Raw genomic sequence first — 24409 nt, 5'->3', positions numbered from 1 at the left:
GGCACACGGCCCGGCCGCACCGGGCGTGCCACGCGCTGCGCCACCCAGCACCCGCTCGCGTCGTGACCGCGCGAACTCGCGGTGAGCAGCAGATGACGCTCCGTCGCACGCCCGCCCGGCGTGCGTTCGTCGGTCCTGGCGCGCCGTACCCTGCGAGACGTGGACCACGACGGCGTCATTCTCCCGCCCCCGCACGTACCGCCGGGCGGACACCCGTCCCCCGAGCCGGGGCTCGCCGAGCGACCCGCCAGCCGGGGTGTGGTCGCCGCCTGGGGCCTGTGGGACTGGGGCCAGCAGACGTTCAACACGGTGATGCTGACGTTCGTCTTCTCCGTCTACATCACGAGCGGGATCGCCGCCGACGAGACCTCCGGCAGCGCCGCGTTCTCCTCCGCGCAGACCTGGGCCGGCCTGCTCATCGCGCTGCTGTGTCCCGTGATGGGCCGCTTCGCCGACCGGTACGGCCGCCGTCGCCGTCTCCTGGGCATCTCGACGTTCGCACTCGCCGCGGCGATGGCGTCGCTGTTCTGGGCCGCGCCCGACCCGTCCTACCTCACCTACGCCGTCGTGATGATGGCGGTGGCGAGCGTGCTGTCCGAGATCGCGAGCGTGTTCTACAACGGCATGCTGCTGCAGATCGCGACCCCCGCCACGTTCGGCCGCATCTCCGGCATGGGCTGGGGCCTGGGCTACCTGGGTGGTCTCGTGGCGCTCGTCGCGTGCCTGTTCCTCTTCGTGCTCGGTAAGGACTCCCCGAACCTCCAGCCCGTCGCGCTGTTCTCGGCGGCCTGGACGGCCGTCTTCTGCCTGCCACTCGTCGTCGCCGGTCCGGACACCCCGCACCCCGACGGCGGGGACCGGTTCTCCTTTCTCGGCGCCTACCGCGACATCGCCCGGCACATCGTCGGCCTCTGGCGCACCGACCGCGCGCTGCTGCACTTCTTCGTCGCCTCGGCTATCTTCCGGGACGGCCTGGGCGCGATCTTCGCCTTCGCCGGCATCATCGCGGGCGGAACGTTCGGGTTCACCTCGCAGGAGGTGATCTACCTCGGGATCGCCGCCAACCTCGTCGCGGGTGCCGCCACGTGGGGGCTCGGCCGGGTGGACGACCGCCTCGGCCCCCGCCTCGTGGTCGTCGCGGGCCTGGTGGCCCTCATCGTCGGCTGCGTCGCGATCTTCCTCAGCGACGGCAAGACCGCCTTCTGGATCTGCGCGATGGTCATCTCGCTCTGCGTGGGACCGGTGCAGTCCGCCTCGCGCTCGATGCTCGCTCGGATGACGCCGCTCGGCCGCGAGAACGAGAACTTCGGCCTGTACGCGACCACCGGCCGCGCCGTCAGCTTCCTCGCGCCGTTCGCGTTCACGGTGGCGATCGCGATCGGGGGGACGCAGCGCGCGGGAATCCTCGGGATCGTCGTCGTGCTCGCGCTCGGTCTCGTCGCGTTCCTGCCGCTGCGGGACCCCCGCACCGAGCCCGTGCGGGCCCTGCCGCTGGCGTGACGGACGCCGACCGGCCCGGGCCGGCCCTGACCGGCCCTGACCGGCCCTGCCCAGCACGTCGACCCACCGGGGCGCCGGCGCCGCGGCCGCACCTGTTGCCGCGGCCACGCGCCGAGGGCTAGGGTGCCAGGTTCGCCTGCCGACGGAGGAGCCATGACCGAACCCGACGGACCGCCGCCCCCGCAGCCCCCGCGGAGGCTCCCCGCCGACCCGTTCTGGCGTCGTTTTCGCGAGCTGAAGCCCGAGGTGACGCTCGTGCTGCTGCCCGAGGCTGCGCCGTCGGGCACCGACGGCCAGGGGCGCGACGAGGCGACCGCCCCGCCGCCCGTCGACTCCGCCACGGTGCTCGCCGAGGCCGAGCAGGCCGGCCGCCACCTGCGGGTCGCCGCCCGCTCGCTCATGCTCGACGGCGAGCCCACGGACACGTGGATCACGCCGGCGCGCGGCCTGATCGCCGCACGGCAGACCCTCGTCGCCACGACGCCGCCGGACCTCCCGGACGCCCGGACGATCGCGTTCCAGCTCTCGCGGCTGGGCTGGGACACCGTGGTGCGCGCATCCCGCCGGCCCCACACCACCTGGGTCGAGGGCACCGGCCGCGGCCGCACGCTGCGGTTCTCGGCGGTCGGGGACACCACCACGCTCGTCGTCACGTCGGCGCCGCTGCCCGTCGCGGCGGACACCGACGCCGAGCTGCGAGGTGAGCCGCGTGGATAGGTTCTCCGTCGACATCGGCATGGTGAACACCGCCAGCTACGCGTGGCGCGAGGAGGCGAACGTCCTCGCGGGTGGGGCCACCACCATGGGAGCCGTCTCGGCGACCGGCGTGGGCGACGGCGTCGAGGACGCGGTGTCGACCTTCCTCACCACCTGGGCCCAGTACGCGAGCGACCAGTCGACGCTCGCCGACTCCATGGCGGACCGGCTCGACGAGGCAGCCAAGGCGTACACCGACTCCGACTACGCGGCGCAGGACGCCTTCGCGCAGTGGTTGGAGGGCGAGAAGTGACGGTCATCGACCTCCCCCCGACCCTCGACCTCGTCCCGGTCGTCACGGGCGACCCCGAGGGTGTGGACGACATCGCCCGATCCCTGCGCGACGCCTCCGCCGTCTTCGACGACCTGGACTCGACGGCGAGCGCGAACGTCGCGCCGTCGGGGTGGGAGGGCGAGGCCGCGGAGTGCTACGGCGCCCGGGTGCGCGAGGTTGCGGCCGACGCCGGCACCACCTCCCTCACGCTGCGGGCGGCGGCGCTGGCGTTCGACACGTACGCCGACGAGCTCACGTCGATCCGGACCGAGCGCGAGCGGCTGGTCGACGACCGATACGCCTACCGCGCCGCGCTGGTCGACCTGCGCCAGGACATCGAGGCGACCGGCGGCCACACCCCCGCCACCCAGGAGCAGATCGCCGAGTTCCAGTCCCGGGCGAGCGACCTGCGCACCTGGTACGCCACGCACGTGGACGACGTCGAGGCGATGCTCGCGCGCGTGACGGCGAACGACGAGGCGCTGCGCTCGGTGCTCACGTCCTACGCGACCATGGCCGACGCGCGCGTGAACACCGCCGGCGGTGATCCGGCCGACGCGCTCATGCAGCGCCCCGGTGCGCCCGGCACCGGCGGGACCGCCGAGGACACGGCGGCCTGGTGGAACGGCCTCACCGAGGCCGAGCAGGCCGCCGTCATCGCGGCGTACCCCGACGTCATCGGGGCCGCCGACGGCCTGCCCACCGTCGCGCGCGACGAGGCCAACCGCCTCATGCTCGACAACGACCTCACGGCGCTCGGCCAGGCCGAGGCGAACGGCACGATCACGTACGAGCAGCAGCGCATCCTCGACAACGCGCGGGCCGCCCAGCGCGGCCTGGACGAGGCGGCCAGCACCGTCGACCCGATCACCGGCGAGACCCTGCCCGCGTTCCTGCACCTCTACCAGCCCGACGCGTTCGACTACGACGGTCGGGTGGCGATCGCGGTCGGGAACCCCGACACCGCCGACAACGTCACGACGCTCGTGCCAGGCATGACCACCACCGCTCAGGACGCGGCCGGGTACGCCGAGGACGCGGGGAACATGGTCCAGTCCGCGCGCCTTTCCGGCGCGGGCAGCACCGCGGCGATCGCGTGGATCGGGTACGACGCGCCCAGCGACTGGGACACCGGATCCGTCCTCTTCGAGGGCAAGGCCACCGAGGGTGGGGAGCTGCTCGCGAACCACGTCGCCGGGCTCCAGGCCGCGCGGGGGGACAACCCGCCCCACATGACGGTCGTCGGCCACAGCTACGGGTCGACGACGATGGCGCACGCCGCGACCGACCACGGAATGGGCAGCATCGTCGACGACCTCGTGTTCCTCGGCAGCCCCGGCGCGGGCAGCGCGGAGCACGCCTCGGACCTGGGGCCGGCGCAGGTGTGGGCCGGCAACGCGAGCCGGGACCCGGTGGCGCGGCTCGCGGACGACGGCTGGGTCAACGGCGGCACGTTCTTCGGCGCGGGCATGGGCCGGGACGTCGCCGAGGACACGTTCGGCGCCATCCGGTTCCAGGCGGAGGACGTCGACCGCAACGCGTGGCAGGACGACGGGTTCATCACGTCCATGCACTCCCACTCCAGCTACTGGGAGCCCGGCTCGGAGTCGCTGTACAACCTCGGTCTCATCGTCGGGGGGAACGACGCCGCGGTGGTGCAGGCCGGCCACACGTACGACCCCTGGTACGCCGGAGTTCAGGATCACGAGTACGACCGCACGCCGAACACCTACCCCGATCGCGTGGCCGCGGAGGGCGACGGATGACCGCGCGACGCGGCGCCGGCGACGACGGCGTGCGCCGGCGCCGCGGTCGGCGCGGCCCGGTCGCGGCCGCGGTCGCCGCGGTCGCCGCCCTCGTCGCCTCGTCCTGCCGGTCGGGCACGACGGCGAGCGACACCCTCGACGACCTCGTCGCCACCCGCGCCGCGGTGCTCGAGGCGGCCGAGCGCGACGTCCCTGCGGTGGCCGACGCCGTCGGCGGAACGGTCCGGCACGCCTACGGTGAGGCGTCGTTCGACGAGGCGGTCCTCGGCGGACCGTTCGACGTGTCGTACGCGGCCTCGGGCTGGATCGACGCCGATCCCGTCGCCACCGACGAGCTCGAACGCCTCGTCGCTCAGCTGGGGTACACGGTGTCCGAGCCGACGGCGACCCCGAGCCGCGTCTCCGCGCTCACCGTGGTCGGCAGCGCGAGCGGAGTCTCCGAGGACGGCGCGCTCGTCCTCACCGTGCGCTCGATCGACCGGGTCGAGACCGACAGCCCGACGACCGGGGACCCCGTGAGCGTGCCGCCGCGCGTGGAGGTGACGGTGGCCGCGACCCAGGTCCCGCGGATCTCCCGCGAGGACATGGACTCCTATCTCGACGAGTACGGCGACGCCGACCGGGACCTCGGGTGGGCTCCCCCGCCGTCGGCCGCTCCGAGCGGCGGCTGACCGGCGGCTGCTCGGAGACCGCCTCGCAGGCGGCCGACATCCTCTCGCGAAAGGACCAACTTCCTCTCGCGAAAGGACCGACTTCCTCTCGCGAGAGGACCAACTTCCTCTCGCCAACGGGGGCGCGCGCTCGGCGGGCGGTGCGGTCAGTGCACCGCGGCGCTCTCCGCCTCCGCGGTGTTCGCGCGGTCGGTGCGCGTGGCCCGCAGCCGCGAGGCGAGCACCGCACCGCCGGCGATGAGCGCGGCGACCACCGCGACGGCGACCCGCAGGGTGTGGTTCGCGTCCGCCGTCGCGCTCATGGTCACCACGGCCGGCGCGACGAGCACCGCGACGAGGTTCATCACCTTGATGAGCGGGTTGATCGCCGGGCCGGCGGTGTCCTTGAACGGGTCGCCCACGGTGTCACCGATGACCGCGGCGGCGTGCTCGGGCGAGCCCTTCCCGCCGTGCTGACCGTCCTCGATGATCTTCTTCGCGTTGTCCCACGTGCCGCCGGAGTTGGCGAGGAACACGGCCATGAGCACGCCCGACGCGATGGCCCCGGCGAGGAAGCCGGCCAGCGGCCCGACGCCGAGTCCGAAGCCCACGGCGATCGGCGCGAACGCCGCGAGCAGGCCCGGCGTGGCGAGCTCGCGGAGGGAGTCGCGGGTGCAGATGTCCACGACCCGGCCGTACTCGGGCCGCTGCTCGCCGGTCATGATGCCCGGCATCGTGCGGAACTGGCGCCGCACCTCCAGCACGATCGCGCCGGCGGCACGCGTCACGGCGTCGACGGCGAGCCCCGAGAACAGGAACACGGTCGCCGCCCCGAGGATCACCCCGACGAGGGTGATCGGCGAGATCACCTGGTACGTCATCATCGAGGCGACGAGGGCGTCGGAGGCGTCCGCGACGTTGTCGCCGAGCGACGTGAGCGAGTGGCTGACGGCGTCGGCGTAGGAGCCGAACAGCGCGGTCGCGGCGAGCACCGCCGTCGCGATCGCGATGCCCTTGGTGATCGCCTTGGTCGTGTTCCCGACGGCGTCGAGCTCGGTGAGGATCGCCGCGCCGTTCTCGCTGACCTCGCCGGACATCTCGGCGATGCCCTGCGCGTTGTCGCTCACCGGCCCGAACGTGTCCATCGCGACGATGACGCCGACCGTGGTCAGCAGGCCGCAGCCGGCCACCGCGATGAGGAAGAGCGAGAGCCAGATCGAGCCGCTCGCGAGCAGGAAGACCCCGCAGATCGCGGCCGCGATGACGCCCGCGGTGTAGACGGCCGACTCGAACCCGACGCCGATGCCGGACAGCACCACCGTGGCCGCACCGGTCCGGGTGGTGGCGGCGACGTGCTGGGTGGGCCTCGTCGTCGTGCCCGTGTAGTAGCCGGTGATCGCCAGGATCACGCCCGCGAGGACCACGCCGATCACGACGGCGCCGGCGATGACGAGCCGCGGGTCGCCGCTCACGTCGCCGATGTCCGCGGTGCCCTGCAGCGCGTCGAACGAGCTGGGCAGGTAGAGGAACGCGGCGATCGCGGCAAGCACCACGCCGGCGACGGCGGAGAGCGCGAACCCGCGGTAGATCGCGCGCAGGCCGTTCTCGTTCGCGCGCATCCGGGTGAGGTAGACGCCGACGACGGCGACGAGCGCGCCGATCGCGGTGACGATGAGCGGGAACACCATGCCCTGCTCGCCGAGGGCCGCCTTGCCCAGGATGAGCGCGGCGACGAGGGTCACGGCGTAGGACTCGAAGAGGTCCGCGGCCATCCCGGCGCAGTCGCCGACGTTGTCCCCGACGTTGTCGGCGATGGTCGCGGCGTTGCGCGGATCGTCCTCCGGGATGCCCTGCTCGACCTTGCCGACCAGGTCGGCGCCGACGTCGGCCGCCTTCGTGAAGATGCCGCCGCCGACCCGCATGAACATCGCGAGGAGCGCGGCGCCGAAGCCGAAGCCCTCGAGCACGGCGGGCGCGTTGGCGCGGAACACGAGCACCACGAGGCACGCGCCGAGCAGCCCGAGGCCGACCACGCTCATCCCCACGACGCCGCCGGTACGGAACGCGATCCGGGCGCCGGTCTCCTTGCCGCCCGGGCGGTCGGCCGAGGCGGCGACCCGCAGGTTCGCGCGCACCGCCAGCGACATGCCGAGGTAGCCGATCGCGGCGGAGAACGCCGCGCCGAGGAGGAAGGCGACCGAGCGGCCCACGCGCACCCCGCCGTCGCCCGGCAGAAGGAACAGAAGACAGAAGACGAGCGCCGCGAACAGGGCGAGCGTGCGCAGCTGGCGGGTGAGGTAGGCGCTCGCGCCCTCCTGGATGGCCGCGGCGATCTCGCGCATCCGGGTCGATCCCTCGTCGGCCTCCAGCACCTGGCTGCGCAGGCGTGCGGCGAGCAGGAGCGCGCCCACGGCGACGAGTGCGATGACGGCCACGATGACGAGGCTCGAGGTTCCCAGCTGGGGCATGTGCGGTGTCCTCCTCGACACGACCACGCGAAGCGCGTGCTGTCTCCCCCGATCCTCCACGACCGGGTGTCCGGCAACCATAGTCGAGCGTGAGATGCGCGACGCCGGCTTGACGCGCCACGTCCCCGTCCGGTGCCATGGACGCACGGCCGGGGGGCCACGAAGCACCAGAGGATCACGATGCGCACAGCCCTGATGCGCCGGACCGGTGCGGCGATCGTCATCGTCGCGGCCTCCGGCGCTCTGGTCGCGTGCACCTCGAGCGCCGAGCTGCCCAGCGAGCCCGCCGTGATGGAGCCGGCCTACCCCGCGTACACCCCGCCGGCCTCGGACCAGGACGCCACCGAGGCCGCCGCGCCCGGTCCGGCGCCGAGTGCGTCCTCCGCGCCCTCGCCGAGCGCATCGCCCACGCGGCGGCCCGTCGCCGGCGGTTCCCGGCCCGCGCCGGGCGCGCCGGCGTCGTCGTCGGCCCCGGAGGCCAGCGCCGCACCCTCCCCCGGTGCGCCGGTCGAGCCCGCGCCGACGACACCCACCGCATCGCCCCGGCCGACCACGCCCATGCCGGGTCCGACGGCGAGCCCCACCCCCGCGGTCACGCTCGCCTCCCGGTCGTGGTCGCCCCGGTGCGGGCAACCCGCGACGCCCCCGACGCCGAACGCGGTGCTGTCGCTCGCCGTCGACCCCCTGCCCGCCACGCCGAGCGGAACCGCACTGCGCGGGACCGCCGTGCTCACGACGACGGCGAGCATCGCCCCGGAGCAGTACTTCGCCACCGTCACGGTGCTCCAGAACGGCGTGGTCGTCTCCCGGCCGCCGGTCGGCACGGACGCCGGTCCGGTGCTCGCGCTGACGCCGGGTGAGAGCATCGTTGTTCCCCTGAGCCAGGACCTCGCGGCCGACTGCGGCACGGCGCTGCCGACCCCGGCTGCCACCGCCGCGGCGGGTGGCTCCCTGCTCACTCCTGCGGCTCCGGACGGTGCTGTGGAGGCGGCCTCGGACGAAGCCGAGGTGAGGGCCGCGGACGCCGCCGCGCCGGACACGGCCGGCGGGGTGGGCGGGGGTGACGGCGGCGGCGTCGGAGGTAGCGGCGGTGACGGCGGGGGCGACGGCGTCAGCACCCCGGGGACCGGCTCGGCGACGCCCGCCCCGAGCATCGGCGACCTGCCGCCCGGCGAGTACGTGGTCGTCGTCGCCGTGCACGTGGTGCGCGACGGCGGCCTCGTCGTCGCGGCCACCGCGCCGCTCACCATCACCGAGTAGCGCGCGCTCTCGACCGGTCGCCCACCGCGTCTCGGCGAGGACGGCACGCCCAGAACGGACTGAGGCGACGAGAACGGCCCCCCGCGAGCGACCCACCCGAACACGCCTCGCCGAGAACGGCCCGAGGCGACGAAAACGGCCCGCAGCGGGCCGTTTTGGTCGCCACGGGCCGTTCTCACGGTGAAGCGCCGACCAGGCCGGGCGCGCAGCCCTCGATCCCGGGCGCGCAGCTCCGACATCCGCCCGGGCGCGCAGCCGCCGATCCCGGGCGCGCCGCCCCTACATCCGCTCGGGCGAGGCGATCCCGAGCAGGTCGAGCCCGTGCACGAGGACGCGCAGCGTGGCCGCGGTGAGCGTGAGCCGCGAGGACCGGGTGGCCTCGTCGTCGGCCGTGAGCACGGGGCACGCGTCGTAGAAGCTGGTGAACGCCTGAGCCAGCTCGAAGAGGTAGCCCGCGAGCCGGTGCGGCGCCTGCTGGTCGCCGACGTCCGCGACGACCGCGCCGTAGCCGAGCAGCGCGAGCGCGAGCGCCCGCTCGGTGGGCTCACCGAGCACGACGGGCGCGGACTGGGTAGCGGGGTCGAGCTCCGCCTTGCGGAAGATCGACCGGATCCGCGCCGCGGCGTACTGCAGGTACGGCCCGGTGTTCCCGGTGAGCGCGAGCATGCGGTCGAAGTCGAAGATGTAGTCCGTGTCGTGCGCGACCGACAGGTCGGCGTACTTCACGGCGCCGACGCCCACCTGGCGCGCGATGTCGGCGCGCTCGGCCGGCGTGAGGTCCTCGCGGGACTCCTCGACCACGGCGCTCGCCCGGTCCACGCCCTCCTGCAGCAGCGCCGCGAGCCGGAGCGGCGCGCCGGAGCGGGTGCGCAGGATCTTGCCGTCCTCCCCCAGCACCGAACCGATCTGGACGTGCACGGGGACGGTGCGTTCGCCGTCGGGCCGGGTGAGCCACCCGGCCTTCTCCGCGGCGGCGAAGACCATCCGGAAGTGCAGCGCCTGCGAGGCGCCCACGACGTAGAGGATCTGGTCCGCGTGCAGCTGCTGCGCGCGGTAGCGGATCGCGGCGAGGTCGGTGGTGGCGTAGCCGAAGCCGCCGTCGGACTTGCGGATGATGAGCGGCAGCGGCTTCTCGTCGCGGCCGGTGAACCCCTCGGGGAAGACGCACAGCGCGCCGTCGCTCTCGACGGCGAGCCCGAGCCGCTCGAGCTCGTCGCACACGTCCTGCAGCATCGGGTCGTAGAAGGACTCCCCGGCGAGGTCGTCGTCGGTGAGCGTGACGGCCAGCGCGTCGTAGATCGCGTGGAAGTACTCGGTCGAGTGGCCGATCATGCCGCGCCAGATCTCGATCGACTGCGGGTCCTTCGCCTGCAGCAGCACCACCCGCTCGCGCGCGCGGGTGGCCCAGGCGCCGCCGTCGGAGTCGTCGTCGAACTTCGCGCGCGCGGCCTGGTAGAAAGCGTTCGGGTCGGTGCGCAGGAGATCGGCCTCGACCGACTCGCCGCCGACCTCGAGGTAGTGCTCGATGAGCATGCCGAAGGGCGTGCCCCAGTCGCCGATGTGGTTCTGCCGGATCACGCGGTGGCCGAGCGCCTCGAGCGTGCGGGCGAGCGCGTCGCCGACGATCGTGGTGCGCAGGTGGCCAACGTGCATCTCCTTGGCCACGTTCGGGGCGGAGTAGTCGATCGGGATCACGCGCGCCGGCTGCACCGGGACGCCGAGGCGGGGGTCGGCGACGAGCGCCGCGATCTGGCGCGCGATCCAATCCTCGCTCACGGTGACGTTGAGGAACCCCGGCCCGGAGACCTCGACGGTGCCGACGTCGGACAGGTCGAGCTCGGCGAGGATCGCCGCAGCGGTCTCGCGCGGGTTCCGGCCCACCTTCTTGGCCAGGGCGAGGGCGGCGTTGGCCTGCGTGTCGGCGAACTGCGACGGCCGCAGCACGGGGTCGACGTCGGTGAGGCCGAAGGCCGCCTCGATGGCGGCGGAGACACGGTCACCGAGGACCGAGGCGGCATCGAGCATGGGGTCCAACCTACCGTCGCGGGCTGGGGACCAGCCCCCGCGCACCATGCTCAGCGCGTGGCGTGCGGCACGCGGGGGCCCGACGGCGTCGCTCGCCGTCGGGCCCTCGGGTGCGGTGGGAGGTGGTGCGGTCGGAGGTGGTGTCGCGTCAGGCCGGCGGCGCCGCGTCAGGCGGCGACGAAGACCTGGCTCACGCCGTCGCCCGTGGTGAGGGTGAGGGTCGCACCGGCGACGTCGGCCTGCACGACGCCCTCGAGGAACATCAGGAACGCGTGCTCGGCGGCCATCACGTCGTTCGGGCCGCCCATGAGCGTCGTCATGAACGGGGCGAAGTCGACGGTGCCGTCGGCGTTCACGACCATCGTGGTGGCGTACCGGTTGAGACCGCCCGAGCCGCTCACGTGGCCGTCGGGCGCGACGTCGAGCGTGATGGCCGGGTTGCTCTCGAGCACCCACGACCCGACCGGGAGCTGAGCGGCGGGCGCGGCGTCGACGCGGCCAGCGACGCCGAACGTGAGGACCGTGGTGAGCAGCAGCAGCGCGACGGCGAACGCGGCAGCGATGCGGGGACGGACGACGGTCTGGGTGCGGGTCATGACGAGTCTCCTTGGTGAGATCGGGTCAGGGCCGGGCGGCTTCCTACTCTCTCTGTGTCGAGGGGCGGAGATCTCTTGCAGCGACAACGAAGTTCTTTCCGGCGCTTGGCCGGGGCTTGGTCACGGCTTTGCCGATCGGTGGTGTCGCACCCGCGGGGGAGGATGGGACGGTGACGGCGGGGAGTGTGGTGAACGACGTCCCGCGCGGTGGTGCCCCGAGCGCGCTGGACGCGCTGCTGACGACCCCCGCGCGCCGCGCGAGCCTCCTGCACGTGGCCGAGCTCCCGCCGCGCGAGGGCGAGCGCGCCCTCTGGCCTGACTGGGCGCCGTCGCGCCTCGTCGAGGCCTACCGCGCCAGCGGTGTGAGCGCGCCGTGGCGGCACCAGGTCGAGGCGGCGCAGGCGGTGCACGACGGCGCGCACACGGTTCTCGCGACGTCCACCGGTTCCGGCAAGTCGCTCGCGGCATGGCTGCCGGCGCTGACCGCGGTGCTCGCGGCGCCCGCCCCGACCGGCAGCGTGGCGTCGATCCGACGACGCGCGAGCGTGTTGTACCTGTCCCCCACCAAGGCGCTCGCCGCCGACCAGGCGTCCGCGCTCCACGCGCTGCTGGCCGCGGGCGGCCTGGATCGCGACGTTCGTGTCACCACGTGCGACGGCGACACCCCGCCCAACGAGCGCGACTGGGCCCGCGCGCATGCGGACGTCGTGCTGAGCAACCCCGACTTCCTGCACTTCACGCTGCTGCCGGGACACGAGCGGTGGTCGCGGTTCCTGCGCGGCCTCACGCACGTCGTGCTCGACGAGTGCCACGCGTACCGGGGCGTGCTCGGGGCCCACGTCGCGCTCGTGCTGCGCCGCCTGCTCCGGATCGCGGCTCACCTCGGCGCGACCCCGGTGGTCGTCGCCGCGTCCGCCACGGCGGGCGAGCCGGGCGAGACGCTCGCGCGACTCATCGGCGTGCGCGCCGAGGACGTCGTCGCGGTCACGCGCTCGACGGCGCCCCAGGGCCGCCGGCACGTCGCGCTCTGGGAGCCGCCGCCGGTCGATGCGCCCGACGGCGAGGACTGGGCCCTCGAGGCACCCGGCGGCACGCCCGCGAACGACGGCTACCCCGCCTCGCCGGGGTGGGCGTCGTCCCCGGGCTCGCCGTCCGATGCGGCGTGGGCGAGAGGTGGCGACCCCTCGGATCGGACGACGGACGACGCTCCGCCGGGTCCGCACCCGGTCGACGCACGGTCGTCGCCTCGCGAGCCCACGCGGTCGGGCGAGCCCACGCCGTCGAGCGCGCCCACGCCGTCGGGTGCGCCGCAGGACGTGGTGCGCCGCAGCGCGCTGCGGGAGACGACCGACCTGCTCGCCGACCTGGTGCTCGCCGACCGGCGCACGCTCGCGTTCGTCCGCTCGCGGGCGGGGGTGGAGTCGGTGGCGACGGAGACCGCCCGCACGCTCGCCCGGCGCACGGGCGGCGGGCTCGACGCGCTCAGCGCGCTGGCCGCCGACGACGTGGTCGACCCGGTCCCCACGCTGGAGGCTGGCGGGTCGGTCGCCGTCGCCGCCTACCGCGGCGGCTACCTGCCGGAGGAGCGGCGGGTGCTCGAGCGCGCGCTGCGCGAGGGGCGCCTGGGCGCGCTCGCGACCACCAACGCGCTCGAGCTCGGCATCGACGTCTCGGGCCTGGACGCGGTGCTCATGGCCGGCTGGCCGGGCACGCGCGTGTCGTTCTGGCAGCAGACCGGCCGGGCTGGGCGCGCCGGCGCCGACGGCGTCGCGGTGCTCGTCGCCGGCGCCAACCCGCTCGACACCTATCTCGTGCACCACCCCGAGGCGATCTTCGACGAGGCGGTCGAGGCGACCACGTTCGACCCGTGCAACCCCTACGTCCTCGCGCCGCACCTGTGCGCGGCGGCGGCCGAGCTGCCGCTCACCGCCTCCGACGTGGACCTGTTCGGCCTGTCGGACGACGCGCTGCTGGTGGAGCTCGGCCAGCGCGGTCTGCTGCGGCGCCGCCCGGGCGGCTGGTACTGGAACTTCGCGCGGCCGGAGTCGCCGTCGCGCCTCACGGACCTGCGCGGGGGCGGGGCTCCTGGCGTCGCGGTGGTCGAGACCGCCACCGGCACCGTCCTGGGCACGGTCGACGGCGGGCGGTCCGACGCCGTCGTCCACCCCGGCGCGGTGTACGTCCACCAGGGGCGGACGTACGTGGTGGACGAGCTGACCGAGGACGCCGCGCTCGTGCACGCGGAGGTCGCGGCCCACCGCACGGCGGCGCACGCCGCGCACCACGCGACGCTGCTCGACGTCCGCTCCCGTGCCGTGTGGGGACCCGTGACCTGGGCGTACGGGCCGGTCGAGGTCACCTCCCAGGTCCAGTCCTACGACGTGCGCCGGCCGCCGTCGATGGCCGTGATCGGCACGGTGCCGCTCGAGATGCCCGTGCGGACGCTGCCGACCACCGGTGTGTGGTGGTCCTGCCCCACCGACGTGCTGACGGCCGAGACTGGCATCGCCCCGGGCGAGGTCCCGGGGGCGCTGCACGCCGCGGAGCACGCCGCGATCGGCGTGCTGCCGCTGCTGGCGACGTGCGACCGGTGGGACATCGGGGGTGTCTCAACGGCGCTGCACCCCGACACCGGCGCGCCGACGGTGATCGTGCACGACGGCTACCCCGGCGGCGCGGGGTTCGCCGAGCGCGGGTTCCGCGCGGCGCAGCGCTGGATCGAGGCGACGTACGAGGCGGTGGCGTCGTGCGGGTGTCACCGCGGCTGCCCGCGGTGCGTGTTCTCGCCCAAGTGCGGCAACGGGAACCACCCGCTGGACAAGGGCGCCGCACTGCGCGTGCTCGCGTTCCTGCGGGCGGTCGCACCCTCGAGCTGACACGGCCGTCCGAACGCCCGACCCGGATCCGTCCCTCGCAGGCGCTGCGAGTGCCCGCGAGCGCCGGCGGTCGGCACGCGATCGTCGCCGCGATGCGGCCGGGCAGAGCGTGTGCCCGCGAGCACCTGCGTCAGCACGACGGACACCACCAGGACGTGTGCTCGCCGAGCAGCCGGTCAGCGGTCAGCCGGACCCGCCCGCGCCTGCGCGAACGCCGCTCCAAGCGGCGTCGGCACCGTCGCGGACACCGTTGCCTGGCCGTCGTTGACGGCACACGCGACGAGGGCCGCACCGCTCTCCGCAGCGACGCGACGGGCCAGCATGCACGGGTCGCCGCGCACCGGGTCGAACCACGCCGTGGCCGCCGCGACCGCGGCCAAGTCGGCGGCCGTCTGCGCCTGTGCGCGAGCGCGCACCACGCCGACGAGCAGCGCGATCATCACGAGCAGCACCAGACCGGCGCCCACCACGCCGAGGACGAGGACCGTCCCGGATCCGCGCTCCCGGTCCGCTCGCCCGCCGTTCCCCACGGCCGCCCCGACCCGCCGAAACGCACCCGTTAGGGTCTCGCAGGCCGCCGTGGCCGCCCCGACCCGCGGGGCCGCGCCGGACCTCACGGGTCCCCCGGCTCGTCCAGGGCGGCCGCTCGTCCGACCACCGTGACCTCGGCCCCGAACGGCAGGGCGACCTCGCGAGAAACGACCACGTGCACCCACCCGTCCGCGCTGCTCACGCTGACGTCGGCCCCCACACCCGCGACGGCGAGCGCGGCGGCGACCGGGTCGACCTCGCCGATCGCCGCCGCGCGGGCGGCCACGCGGGCGGCGTCTGAGCACCGCAGCTGCGCGACACCCGCCGAACCCGCGGAGAGCACCGCGACGAGCACGAGGACGACCGCGGGCAGCACGACGGCGGTCTCGGCCGTCACGCTGCCGCGCTCGCTCGAGCGCACGGCTACACCGACAGGGCGTCGCGGATGATCCCGAGCAGCAGGTCACGCACCTCCCCGCCCCGGAAGATCGCGAGCAGCAGACCGGCGAACGCCACGGCAGCCAGCGTGACGATGGCGTACTCGGCCGTCGCCATCCCCGCCTCGGCACGCGCCGTCACGAGCCGCCAGCGCCGCCCGAACCCGACCGTCACCAGCTCCTGCCAGCCGCGCAGGCGCCGGGCCACGCGCTTGGTCACATCGCTCATCGTCGAACCTCTTCCCGAGCCGTCCCTCGGCTCCTGCACCCGACCCTCCGCCTCACCGCCGAGGGCCGCCACGGGGGGTGTGCACGCTCCCGGGGCGGCGCGCGTGTCGGCACGGTGGGGACAACACGAGGGGGAGGCACGGCCCCTCGGAGAAGATCGGGTGACGACCGAGCGGGACGCTCCTGCGCCGGGTGCCGGCACGGCGGCGCCCGCCGCGGCCCGCTCGGGCGGCGCCGGCCACCACCGAAGGCACGCGCCCGGATCACCACGCGCCGAGCAGGTCCCCGCCCGTCGCGACCACGACCGGGACGAGTCCGAGGAGCACGAACGCCGGGAGCAGGCACAGCCCCAGCGGCAGCACGAGCCGCACCGCGAGCCGCTCGGCCTCCTCCCGCGCGCGAGCCGTACGCTGCGCGCGCCAGGCCGCGGCGGCCGCCGCGAGCGACGGGCCGGGGTCCACACCGTGCTCCCACGCCGTCGACAACGGCGCGAGCACCAGTCCCCAGGCCGAGGGCACCCGGTCGAACGCTTCCGTCCAGTCCGCACCGAGGCGCAGCATCCGCGCGCCGACGGCGAGCTCCTCCTCCCCCGCCGCCTCGCCGAGCGCCTCGAGGGCGGCGGGCACCGACGCGCCCGCCGCGAGCAGGCTCGCGACCAGGTCGCAGACGAGCGGCGGGTCGAGCATGAGCGCACGCCGCCGGCGAGGCGCGGCCACCACCGTCGACGGCGCGGGCTGCGGCAGGACGGCGAGCGCACACGCCACCGCGAGCAGTGCCGCAGCCAGCGCGATCACGTGCCCTCGCGGTGGACGACCCCGACGGTGCGCGGACGCACCGTCGGTTCTCGGGCAGCGGCCCGGACCAGCGCACGCGTCCACGCGTGCCCGAGGGCCAGCAGCACCGCACCGAGCCCGACGGCGAGCGCCGGCCACCCGCCGGCGCGCACCACGCCGACGACGTCGGCGCCGAGCAGGGCCCCGAGACCGAGCGCGGCGAGCGGGAGCCAGGCGAGCATGCGCGCCGTCGTCGCCGGCCCCGCTCGAGCTCGGCGACGTTCGGCGTCGGCGGCCGCGGCCTCCGCGACGCCGGCCGCACACGCGTCGAGCACGTGGGCCAGCGGTGCCCCGCATCGTGCGGCCACCGCGCACGCCACCGCGGCCCCGTCCGCCGCAGCCGAGCTCCCCACGAGCGCGAGCAGCGGCTCGGGCACGCCCTCCAGGCCCGCAGGCGCCGCGGGCGCCGCGCGGCCGGTCGGCCCCGGCCCGTCGAGACCGAGCCCGAGGCCGGAGCCGAGGCCGAAACCGCTGACGCCGTCGAGCGGCCGTCCCGCACCGGTGACGGTCCTCGACAGCGCGTGACCTGTCCGACCCGGCCAGCCAGCCGCGTCCCCGACGGTCGGCCGCTGGACGGGGCGGTCACCCGGCCCGAGCTCGGCCGCCCACGCGTCGGCGGGCGAGGCCCCGGCGCGGAGCCGGCTCGCCGCACCCGTGCACGCGAGCGCGAGCGCCGTCGCATCGAGCGGGCGCGCTCGACGGCGCCCGCGGGCTCGCCTCACCCACGAGGCCACACGATCTCCGCCGCCCCTCGCACGCGCCCGCGCCTTCTCCCGACCCGCCCCACCGCGGCGCCGCCGAGGGACGCCCCACACGGCGAGCGCACCACCCGCGCCCGCGAGCAGCGCCGCCAGCAGCACCGACCCGGTCACGTCGCGCCCCGCTCGAGCCGCCGCGCGAGCACGTCCCACGCCGCGGACGGCACCAGATCCCCCGCTCCGGTCGGCCGTACGAGCGCGAGCCGCGCGCGCAGGCGCCCCTCGTCGAGGTCGAGCACCGCGATCTGCTCCACGAGTCGCACGCCGCCACGCCGCACCACGTGGACCACGGCGTCGAACGCGCTCACCGCCTGCACCGCGACGGCCGCGGGGGTCATCCCCGCCAGCGACCCGAGCGCCTGCAACCGCGCCGGGACGTCGGGGGCCGCGTTCGCGTGCACGGTCGCCATGCCGCCGTCGTGCCCGGTGTTCAGCGCGAGCAGCACCTCGCGCACCTCGGCGCCGCGGCACTCCCCCAGCACGAGCCGGTCGGGTCGCATCCGCATCGCGGCCCGCACGAGGTCGGTCAGGCTCACGCCGCCCGCGCCCTGCACGTTCGCCGCGCGGGCCTGCAGGTGTACGACGTGCGGATGCCGGGGTGCGAGCTCGCGCGCCTCCTCGATGCACACGATCCGCTCGGTGCCGGGGGCTCGGGACAGCATCGCGGCGAGGAGCGTGGTCTTGCCGGTCCCGGTGCCACCGCTCACGAGCACGTTCGCGCGGCAGTCGACGAGGGCTCCGAGCACCTCGTGCGCCAGGGGTCCGAGCCCGCCCGACGCGTGCCACTCGGCCAGGCCGAGCGCCCGGGTCACGTGCCGCCGGAGCGACACGCACGCGCCGCCGGCGGCGATCGGCGCGAGCACGGCGTGCAGTCGGACGCCGTCGGGCAGCCTGCCGTCGGCGACCGGCGCCGCGTCGTCGAGCCGTTGGCCGGCAGCGGCCGCCAGGCGGGTCGCGAGGCGGCGCACGTCCCCGACGTCGAGCTCGACCCTGCGCAGCCCCTCGCCCCGGTCCACCCACACCTCCGTGGGGCCGTTCACGAGCACGTCCGTGGTGGCCGGATCCCGCCACAGCTCGCGCAGCGCCGCGCCGGAGCCGGCGAGGTCGGCGGTCACGTCGGCGAGACCCGCGACGGCGGAGCGCACCCCCAGCGCGTCGCCGGAGCCGACGATGACGTCGCGACAGGCGACGCGCAGCCGGTCTCCGCTCGCGCTCGCCGCCCGCGCGGCCTCACGGCGCACGAGCGCCACCCCGGCAGGGGTGTCCACCGCGGGCCGGGTCACGCGAACCCCAGCTCCCGGACGACGGCGCGAGCGAACCCCTGGTCCACCCTCGCCGGCGGGTCAGGAGTCGCCGACACTGGCCAGGTCACGCGAGCCCCAGCTCCCGGACGAGGCCGCGCACCGCGCGCGTGAGTCCCGCACGCCGACGGTCACCCGGCGTCACCCCGCGCGCGAGGTCGACGGCCATCCCCCGCGTGTGGGGCAGCACCGCGCGCACCGGGAGGCCGCACGCCTCCTCCACCTCGCCCCGCGGCAGGTCCAGCCCGCGCACGCTGCGCACCACGAGGTGCGGCCGGGGCCCGTCCACTCGGCCGTGCAGCTGGCCGACCTGCGCCCGCACCGCCGCCACCGCCCGGACCTCGGGGCTGGTGAGCAGCACGAGGTCGTCGCAAAGCGCCGCACTCGCGAGGTCGCCCGGCGCGGCCCCGAGATCGAGGACCACCAGCCGGACCACTCCCGCCAACGCTCCCGCCACCTGGTCGCGCACCCGCGGGTCGGCGCCACCGCGCGCGTCGGACGTGAGCACCCGCACGCGCTGCCAGGTCGGCAGCGCCGCGACGAGCTGCTCGCCCACGTACGGGCCGCCCGCCGCCGGCAGGTCCGCCCACCGCGGACCCGGCTCGTCCTCGAGCGAGAGCAGCAGGTCGATCCCCCCGGCCAGGTCGAGCAGCGCGGTGGACCGACCAGCGTCGGCGGCGCAGCGTGCCAGGAGCGCCGCCGTCACGGACGTCCCGAGTCCGCCGCACGCACCCAGCACGCCGACCGTGCGCGCGGTGCCGACCGAGAGCGCCAGCGCGACGGCGTCCGCGAGGTCCTCGGCCCCGGCCGGCAGCATGATCGCACCCGCCACGGGCTCGCGCGAGACCGCGATGCTCGTCCCGCGGCCCCACGACGGGTCTCCCGGCAGTCGCTCGGACGCGCTGTCGACATGGACGTGCGCGGGCGGCGGCGGCGTGCCCGGCGGCCGCACGAGCACCTGTGCGCCCCACCACGCCACCACGTCCCGCACCAGGTCGATCAGGACCTCGTCCGCGCTCCGAATCGCGACGAGCGTCTCGCCGCCCGCGACGACCGGCCCGCCGACCCGCCTGCGCACCATGTGCCTCACCTCCGCCACGAGCATGCGGCGATGCGCGCGCCAGGCGCTCGTGCCCTGGGGACGGCGCCGAGCAGACCCACCTCGCGCCGGGCTGGGGACAACCCGCCCGCTACCCAGCCGCGCACGCCAGGCACGCTGCCCGTCGGACACTCGCCCGCTACCCAGCCGCGCACGCCAGGCACGCTGCCCGTCCCCGCGTCGCGCGACGACACACCCGCCCGCAGCCGGACGTGCACGCCAGGGCACGATGCCGGGCCACGCGTCGCGCGAGGGCACCCGCCAGGGGGATACTCGAACGCGTCACCACCCGCCGAACGGATCGCGACGCCGCACCGACCCCGCGGGCGCCGCACCGCCCCACGCAGCGAAGGAGGACCGTTGACCACGACGCCGTCCGACCCTCCCGCCACGTCGGCGCTGCCGGCGGCGACCGCCACCGCAGCACCGACCGCCCCAGCGCCGGCAGCCGCGAGCACGGCCACGGCCACCACGCCCCCCGGGCCACCGACCACCCCGCGCGCGCCCGACGAGGCCGGTGCGCCGCTGCCTCGCCCCGTCCCGCCGCGCTCGCGCGCCCGCTGGCACCTCGGTGGCGTCGCCCTCGCCCTCGTCGGCGGGACGGCGGCGTTCCTCACGTTCGCCGTCGCGGCTCCCGACCTCGTCCAGGCGCCGGCGCGGGGCGGTGCTCCCGGGTGGGCCTGGGCCGCGCTCGCCGCGGCGATGCTGCTGCTGTCCGCACACGGCGGATGGGCGGCGCGCTCCTCGGCGGCCGCCGGAACGGCGGGCGGCATCTGGGCGGGCTCGGGCCTCGCCGGTCTGCTGTGGCCCGAGCTCGCGGCCCGGTTCGCCGAGCTCCTGCCCGGCCCGAGCGTCGAGGCGAGCGTCACGTCGGGTGCCGACGCCGGCGTCGACCTCGCGCTCGGCGCGCAGACGCTCCTGACGACGGGGGGCGTGCTCGCCGTCGGGGTCACGCTCCTCGGGGTGGCGATCGCGGCGACGATCGCACGACGCCGCGGGCGCCACAGCGAGCGCTCCGAGCAGGTCACCGAGGATGCCGGCGACGTCACGGTGCCGCCCCGCTCGAGGCTCGGCGCCCACATCACCTCGCTCGTGCTCGGCGTCGTGCTGGCGGTGCTCGGCGTCGCGCTCACGAACGGCCTGGAGCTCTGGGGGGCCAACCGGGACATGACCGACAGCTCGATCTGGCTCGCCGGCCTCGCCTTCGTCGTGGCCCTGCTCCTGCCCGCCGCGCTGGGAGCCACGTCCTCCCTCGGGCCCGGGATCGCGGGGCTCGTCTGGCTCGCGTCCGCCGTCCAGACGCTGCTCGCACACACGATGCCGTCCGCCGTGTCGGCGCTCGGCTCCCCGCTCGTCGCCCCGCTCCTGGACACCCTGGACACCTCGTTGTGGTGGTTCGCGGACGGCTTGGGCACGACGGCGGTCGTCGCCGCCGCGCTGCTCGGCGGCGCCCTCGGGGCACACCTCGCGCGACGTGACGGCCGTGCCGTGCAGCGCCGCGAGCGGCGCATCGCGCGTGGCGCCGCGCGACGCGCCTGACGTCCTCCTCGGCGCGTATCCCCCGATCCGCGGCCCCGTGCGCCTAGCGTGGGCCGGGACGCAAGGAGGACCGCCATGACCACGCCCGACCAGCCCGACGAGAGCACGCCTCGCCCCGCCGCGGACGAGACGCCCGAGTCGGCGTCGACCGGGTCGCACTCGGCGCCCCGCCCGGTGCCGCCGATCGACGACGGCAGCACGCCGCCCCCACCCTCCGGCCCGGCCGAGCCGGCCTTCGGCGGGGCGACCACACCCGAGGGCGCCGGAAGCGGCGCACACCCCACGTCCGACGGCGGACGTGGGCTCGGCGCGACCGACGCCACCGCGGCGGGCACGGCGCCCGCCCGGGTCAGCGCGTTCGGCGGCGCGGCACGCCCGTCCGCCGACGGCGCGTCCGCGGACACTCACTCAGGCGCCGGGGCGACGACGAAGCTCCCCGTCGCCGAGGCCGAGCCCACCGGGGCGACCGTCGGCGCGACCACCCCGATCGCGACGACGGGCTCGACGACCGCCGCCACGACGACGGACACGGAGACCCGGCCGGTGGAGACCTCCACCACGCAGGTCGTGCCGCCGGGCCGCACGGTCCCGCTGGCCGACGAGGCGGCGCTGGCCGGCTCGACGGGCGGGCGGCTGCGCGAGCAGGCCGCGGAGAAGGAGCCCTACCCCGAGGAGGAGTGGCACGAGCCGCCCGTGAAGCGCACGGCCGCGCACCTGTGGAGCGTGCTCGGCATCCTCGTCGCCGCGCCGATCGCCTGGTTCCTGCTCACCGACGGCGCCCTGCGCACCTTCTGGAGCCTGCAGGCGATCGACGACAAGGTGAACGTCGCGGGCCTGCTCAGCCTCGCGGGCGGACTGGTCACGCTGCTGGTCATCGCGCTCGTCACCCGCGCCTCGAGCCTGGGGACCTGGATCTGGGGCGGCGTCATCGCGCTCGCCGGCATCGGCTTCCTCGTCTTCCCGCGCGAGGCGATGCAGTGGCTGCGTGACCACCGGGACACGTTCACGGGCCTCAACGAGGGCTTCGGCACCAACGTGTACAACTACCTGCTCGACACGGGCCGGTCCGGGCTGCTGCTGACGTTCGGCGTCGTGCTTCTGCTGCTCGCGCTCGTCGCCCACACCACCCGGCGCAGCGGCCGGAACGAGGGCCGGATCAAGGCCGAGCGGGCGGCGCGCGGCCTGGACTGACCCGACCGATCGACGCCTGAGCAGTCGCGCGGCCGCCCACTTGCCACCCGCGAGGACCCGCAGCCGCATCCCGATGCACCACCCTGAGCCCCCCGAGCCTCGCTCGGGGGGCTCAGAACTTCTCGCGTTCTTCTCGCCGGACACCGGCCCGCGCGGCCGCGACGCGTGCGTAGAGTGACGGACGTCACCCATCGTCGACGCCGCCGGAGCTGACATGACCGACGTCCAGTCCACCCCGGACTCCCCTGCCCTCGAGAACCTGCTGCACGAGACGCGCACGTTCCCCCCGACCCCCGAGTTCGCCGCGCAGGCGAACGTCCAGGCCGAGGCGTACGAGCGCGCCGACGCCGACCGGCTCGGGTTCTGGGCCGACAACGCCCGCGCCCTCCTCGACTGGCAGACCCCGTTCGAGACCGTCCTGGACGACTCCGCCGCGCCGCGGTACGGCTGGTTCACCGACGGCCGGCTGAACGCCGCCTACAACGCCGTGGACCGGCACGTGGCGGCCGGGAACGGCGACCGCGTCGCGATCCTGTGGGAGGGCGAGGACGGCGAGCAGCGCCGGATCACCTACGGCGAACTCGCTGCCGACGTCGCCCGGGCCGCGAACGCGATCAGCGCGCTGGGCGTCGGCACCGGCGACCGGGTCGCCATCTACCTGCCGATGATCCCCGAGGCCGTCGTCGCGCTCCTGGCCTGCGCCCGGATCGGCGCCCCGCACTCGGTCGTGTTCGGCGGCTTCTCCGCCGAGGCGCTGCACAGCCGCATCCTCGACGCCGAGGCCAAGCTCGTCATCACGGCCGACGGCGGGTACCGCCGCGGCGGTGCGAGCCCGCTGAAGCCCGCGGTGGACGACGCGCTCGCGAAGGGTGGGACCGCCGTCGAGCACGTGCTCGTGGTGCGCCGCACCGGCGGCGACGTCGCGTGGACGCCACAGCGCGACGTGTGGTGGCACGACGTCGTGCCGCAGGCCTCCGCCGAGCACGAGCCGGTCTGGGTGGACGCGGAGCACCCGCTGTTCATCCTCTACACGTCCGGCACCACGGGGAAGCCGAAGGGCATCTTCCACACCACGGGCGGCTACCTCACGCAGGCCGCGTACACCCACCACGCGGTCTTCGACCTCAAGCCCGAGACCGACGTCTACTGGTGCACCGCGGACATCGGCTGGATCACCGGGCACAGCTACGTCGTCTACGGCCCGCTCGTCAACGGCGCGACCCAGGTCATCTACGAGGGCACGCCCGACACCCCGCACAAGGGCCGCTGGTGGGAGATCGTGCAGAAGTATGGCGTGACGATCCTCTACACCGCCCCGACGGCGATCCGCACCTGCATGAAGTGGGGCGAGGACATCCCGGCCGGGTTCGACCTGTCCTCGTTGCGCCTGCTCGGCAGCGTCGGCGAACCGATCAACCCCGAGGCGTGGATGTGGTACCGCCGGGTGATCGGCGGCGACCGCGCGCCGATCGTCGACACGTGGTGGCAGACCGAGACCGGCGCCATCATGATCAGCCCGCTGCCCGGCGTCACCGCGACCAAGCCCGGCTCGGCGCAGACCCCGCTGCCCGGAGTCGTCGCGGAGGTGCTCGACGACGCGGGTCACGCCGTCGGGAACGGCGAGGGTGGCTACCTCGCGCTCACCGAGCCGTGGCCCTCGATGCTGCGCGGCATCTGGGGCGACGAGAAGCGGTTCGCGGAGACGTACTGGTCCCGGTTCCCGGGCGTGTACTTCGCCGGCGACGGCGCGAAGAAGGACGAGGACGGCGACATCTGGCTGCTGGGCCGGGTGGACGACGTGATGAACGTGTCCGGGCATCGGCTCTCCACCACCGAGATCGAGTCGGCGCTGGTGTCCCACCCGTGGGTCGCCGAGGCCGCCGTCGTCGGCGCCGCGGACGAGACCACCGGTCAAGCGGTCGTCGCGTTCGTCATCCTGCGGGGCGGCGACGAGGCGGCGGACCGGCCCGACGACGACGCCGAGGTGGTCGCCACGCTGCGCGGCCACGTCGGACAGGCGATCGGACCCATCGCGAAGCCGCGGTCGATCCTCGTGGTGTCCGAGCTGCCGAAGACGCGGTCGGGCAAGATCATGCGCCGCCTGCTGCGCGACGTGGCCGAGAACCGCTCGGTCGGCGACGTCACGACGCTCGCGGACTCCGGCGTCATGAGCCTCATCCAGCAGGGGCTCGCCAAGCCCGCCGCCGACTGAGCGAGCTCGCCGGGGCGGACGTCGGATCGGTCCGGTCGGTGCCGCCGCATCGACCGGGCCGACGTCACTTGGGCCGAGGTGAGTCAGGCCGTCGTCGCTCGGGCTGACG

20 protein-coding genes are annotated in these 24409 nt (G+C 75.4%); 10 read left to right on the top strand and 10 right to left on the bottom strand.

The window, feature by feature from the left end; all coding sequences use genetic code 11:
* The first annotated feature begins 159 nt into the window (after nt 1-159).
* From AC3AQ1_RS11275 to AC3AQ1_RS11255, 5 genes are all read left to right on the top strand, one after another.
* Entirely contained in the window at nt 160-1500 is a 1341-nt protein-coding gene (locus AC3AQ1_RS11275; RefSeq protein ID WP_234417484.1) for an MFS transporter, read from the top strand.
* Nucleotides 1501-1653: 153 nt separating this feature from the next.
* Nucleotides 1654-2217, top strand: coding sequence for a hypothetical protein (locus AC3AQ1_RS11270; RefSeq protein WP_108719046.1), 564 nt, complete (start codon nt 1654-1656; stop codon nt 2215-2217).
* Entirely contained in the window at nt 2210-2509 is a 300-nt protein-coding gene (locus tag AC3AQ1_RS11265; RefSeq protein WP_108719045.1) for a hypothetical protein, read from the top strand. The genes AC3AQ1_RS11270 and AC3AQ1_RS11265 overlap by 8 nt, the downstream gene beginning before the upstream one ends.
* Nucleotides 2506-4296, top strand: coding sequence for an alpha/beta hydrolase (locus AC3AQ1_RS11260; RefSeq protein WP_108719044.1), 1791 nt, complete (start codon nt 2506-2508; stop codon nt 4294-4296). The genes AC3AQ1_RS11265 and AC3AQ1_RS11260 overlap by 4 nt, the downstream gene beginning before the upstream one ends.
* The gene (locus AC3AQ1_RS11255) at nt 4293-4967 is read left to right on the top strand and encodes a hypothetical protein (protein WP_108719043.1); all 675 of its coding nucleotides are present in this window, start codon (nt 4293-4295) and stop codon (nt 4965-4967) included. The genes AC3AQ1_RS11260 and AC3AQ1_RS11255 overlap by 4 nt, the downstream gene beginning before the upstream one ends.
* Nucleotides 4968-5113: 146 nt before the next feature.
* Here the strand turns inward: AC3AQ1_RS11255 and AC3AQ1_RS11250 are convergent, their stop codons facing one another.
* Nucleotides 5114-7414, bottom strand: a complete 2301-nt coding sequence (locus AC3AQ1_RS11250; protein ID WP_108719042.1) for a sodium-translocating pyrophosphatase — start codon at nt 7412-7414, stop codon at nt 5114-5116.
* A 180-nt stretch (nt 7415-7594) separates the two neighbouring features.
* Here AC3AQ1_RS11250 and AC3AQ1_RS11245 point away from each other — a divergent pair, with 180 nt between their 5' ends.
* Entirely contained in the window at nt 7595-8674 is a 1080-nt protein-coding gene (locus AC3AQ1_RS11245) for a hypothetical protein (protein ID WP_159096523.1), read from the top strand.
* Between the two features lie 279 nt (nt 8675-8953).
* Here AC3AQ1_RS11245 and argS read toward each other — a convergent pair whose 3' ends face one another.
* The gene (gene argS, locus AC3AQ1_RS11240; protein WP_108719039.1) at nt 8954-10699 is read right to left on the bottom strand and encodes an arginine--tRNA ligase; all 1746 of its coding nucleotides are present in this window, start codon (nt 10697-10699) and stop codon (nt 8954-8956) included.
* Nucleotides 10700-10866: 167 nt separating this feature from the next.
* Nucleotides 10867-11295 carry an META domain-containing protein gene (locus tag AC3AQ1_RS11235; protein WP_108719038.1) on the bottom strand — a complete coding sequence of 143 codons (429 nt, stop codon included), beginning with the start codon at nt 11293-11295 and terminating at the stop codon, nt 10867-10869.
* A gap of 170 nt (nt 11296-11465) precedes the next feature.
* Here AC3AQ1_RS11235 and AC3AQ1_RS11230 point away from each other — a divergent pair, with 170 nt between their 5' ends.
* Complete coding sequence (locus AC3AQ1_RS11230) at nt 11466-14171, top strand: DEAD/DEAH box helicase (RefSeq protein WP_234417483.1); 2706 nt, start codon at nt 11466-11468, stop codon at nt 14169-14171.
* Between the two features lie 176 nt (nt 14172-14347).
* Here the strand turns inward: AC3AQ1_RS11230 and AC3AQ1_RS11225 are convergent, their stop codons facing one another.
* The 7 genes from AC3AQ1_RS11225 to AC3AQ1_RS11195 all read right to left on the bottom strand — a co-directional run bounded on the left by AC3AQ1_RS11225 (nt 14348) and on the right by AC3AQ1_RS11195 (nt 19340).
* Nucleotides 14348-14701 carry an Rv3654c family TadE-like protein gene (locus AC3AQ1_RS11225; protein WP_108719037.1) on the bottom strand — a complete coding sequence of 118 codons (354 nt, stop codon included), beginning with the start codon at nt 14699-14701 and terminating at the stop codon, nt 14348-14350.
* 83 nt (nt 14702-14784) lie between these two features.
* Nucleotides 14785-15099, bottom strand: a complete 315-nt coding sequence (locus AC3AQ1_RS11220) for a TadE family type IV pilus minor pilin (protein ID WP_108720171.1) — start codon at nt 15097-15099, stop codon at nt 14785-14787.
* Between the two features lie 26 nt (nt 15100-15125).
* Nucleotides 15126-15368: a DUF4244 domain-containing protein gene (locus AC3AQ1_RS11215; protein ID WP_108719036.1), complete on the bottom strand. Its 243-nt coding sequence runs from the start codon at nt 15366-15368 to the stop codon at nt 15126-15128.
* A 262-nt stretch (nt 15369-15630) separates the two neighbouring features.
* Complete coding sequence (locus AC3AQ1_RS11210) at nt 15631-16161, bottom strand: type II secretion system F family protein (protein ID WP_159096522.1); 531 nt, start codon at nt 16159-16161, stop codon at nt 15631-15633.
* The gene (locus AC3AQ1_RS11205) at nt 16158-17072 is read right to left on the bottom strand and encodes a hypothetical protein (RefSeq protein ID WP_159096521.1); all 915 of its coding nucleotides are present in this window, start codon (nt 17070-17072) and stop codon (nt 16158-16160) included. The genes AC3AQ1_RS11210 and AC3AQ1_RS11205 overlap by 4 nt, the downstream gene beginning before the upstream one ends.
* Entirely contained in the window at nt 17069-18241 is a 1173-nt protein-coding gene (locus tag AC3AQ1_RS11200) for a TadA family conjugal transfer-associated ATPase (RefSeq protein ID WP_234417482.1), read from the bottom strand. Before AC3AQ1_RS11200 ends, AC3AQ1_RS11205 begins: the two co-directional genes overlap by 4 nt.
* Before the next feature lie 85 nt (nt 18242-18326).
* Nucleotides 18327-19340 carry a CpaE-like family protein gene (locus AC3AQ1_RS11195; RefSeq protein ID WP_159096520.1) on the bottom strand — a complete coding sequence of 338 codons (1014 nt, stop codon included), beginning with the start codon at nt 19338-19340 and terminating at the stop codon, nt 18327-18329.
* 378 nt (nt 19341-19718) lie between these two features.
* On the opposite strand from AC3AQ1_RS11195, the gene AC3AQ1_RS11190 reads away from it, so the two are divergent.
* The 3 genes from AC3AQ1_RS11190 (at nt 19719) to acs (ending at nt 24300) form a co-directional block, all read left to right on the top strand.
* Entirely contained in the window at nt 19719-20897 is a 1179-nt protein-coding gene (locus AC3AQ1_RS11190) for a hypothetical protein (RefSeq protein ID WP_108719032.1), read from the top strand.
* A gap of 75 nt (nt 20898-20972) precedes the next feature.
* On the top strand, nt 20973-22088 hold the full coding sequence (locus AC3AQ1_RS11185; protein ID WP_108719031.1) for a hypothetical protein: 1116 nt from the start codon (nt 20973-20975) through the stop codon (nt 22086-22088).
* Nucleotides 22089-22302: 214 nt separating this feature from the next.
* Nucleotides 22303-24300 carry an acetate--CoA ligase gene (gene acs, locus AC3AQ1_RS11180; protein ID WP_108719030.1) on the top strand — a complete coding sequence of 666 codons (1998 nt, stop codon included), beginning with the start codon at nt 22303-22305 and terminating at the stop codon, nt 24298-24300.
* Nucleotides 24301-24409 lie beyond the last annotated feature (109 nt).

It is taken from the genome of Miniimonas sp. S16 (genome assembly GCF_057748195.1).
The sequence above is the reverse complement of the archived record's forward strand: the minus strand, read 5'-3'. Positions and strand labels throughout refer to the sequence as shown.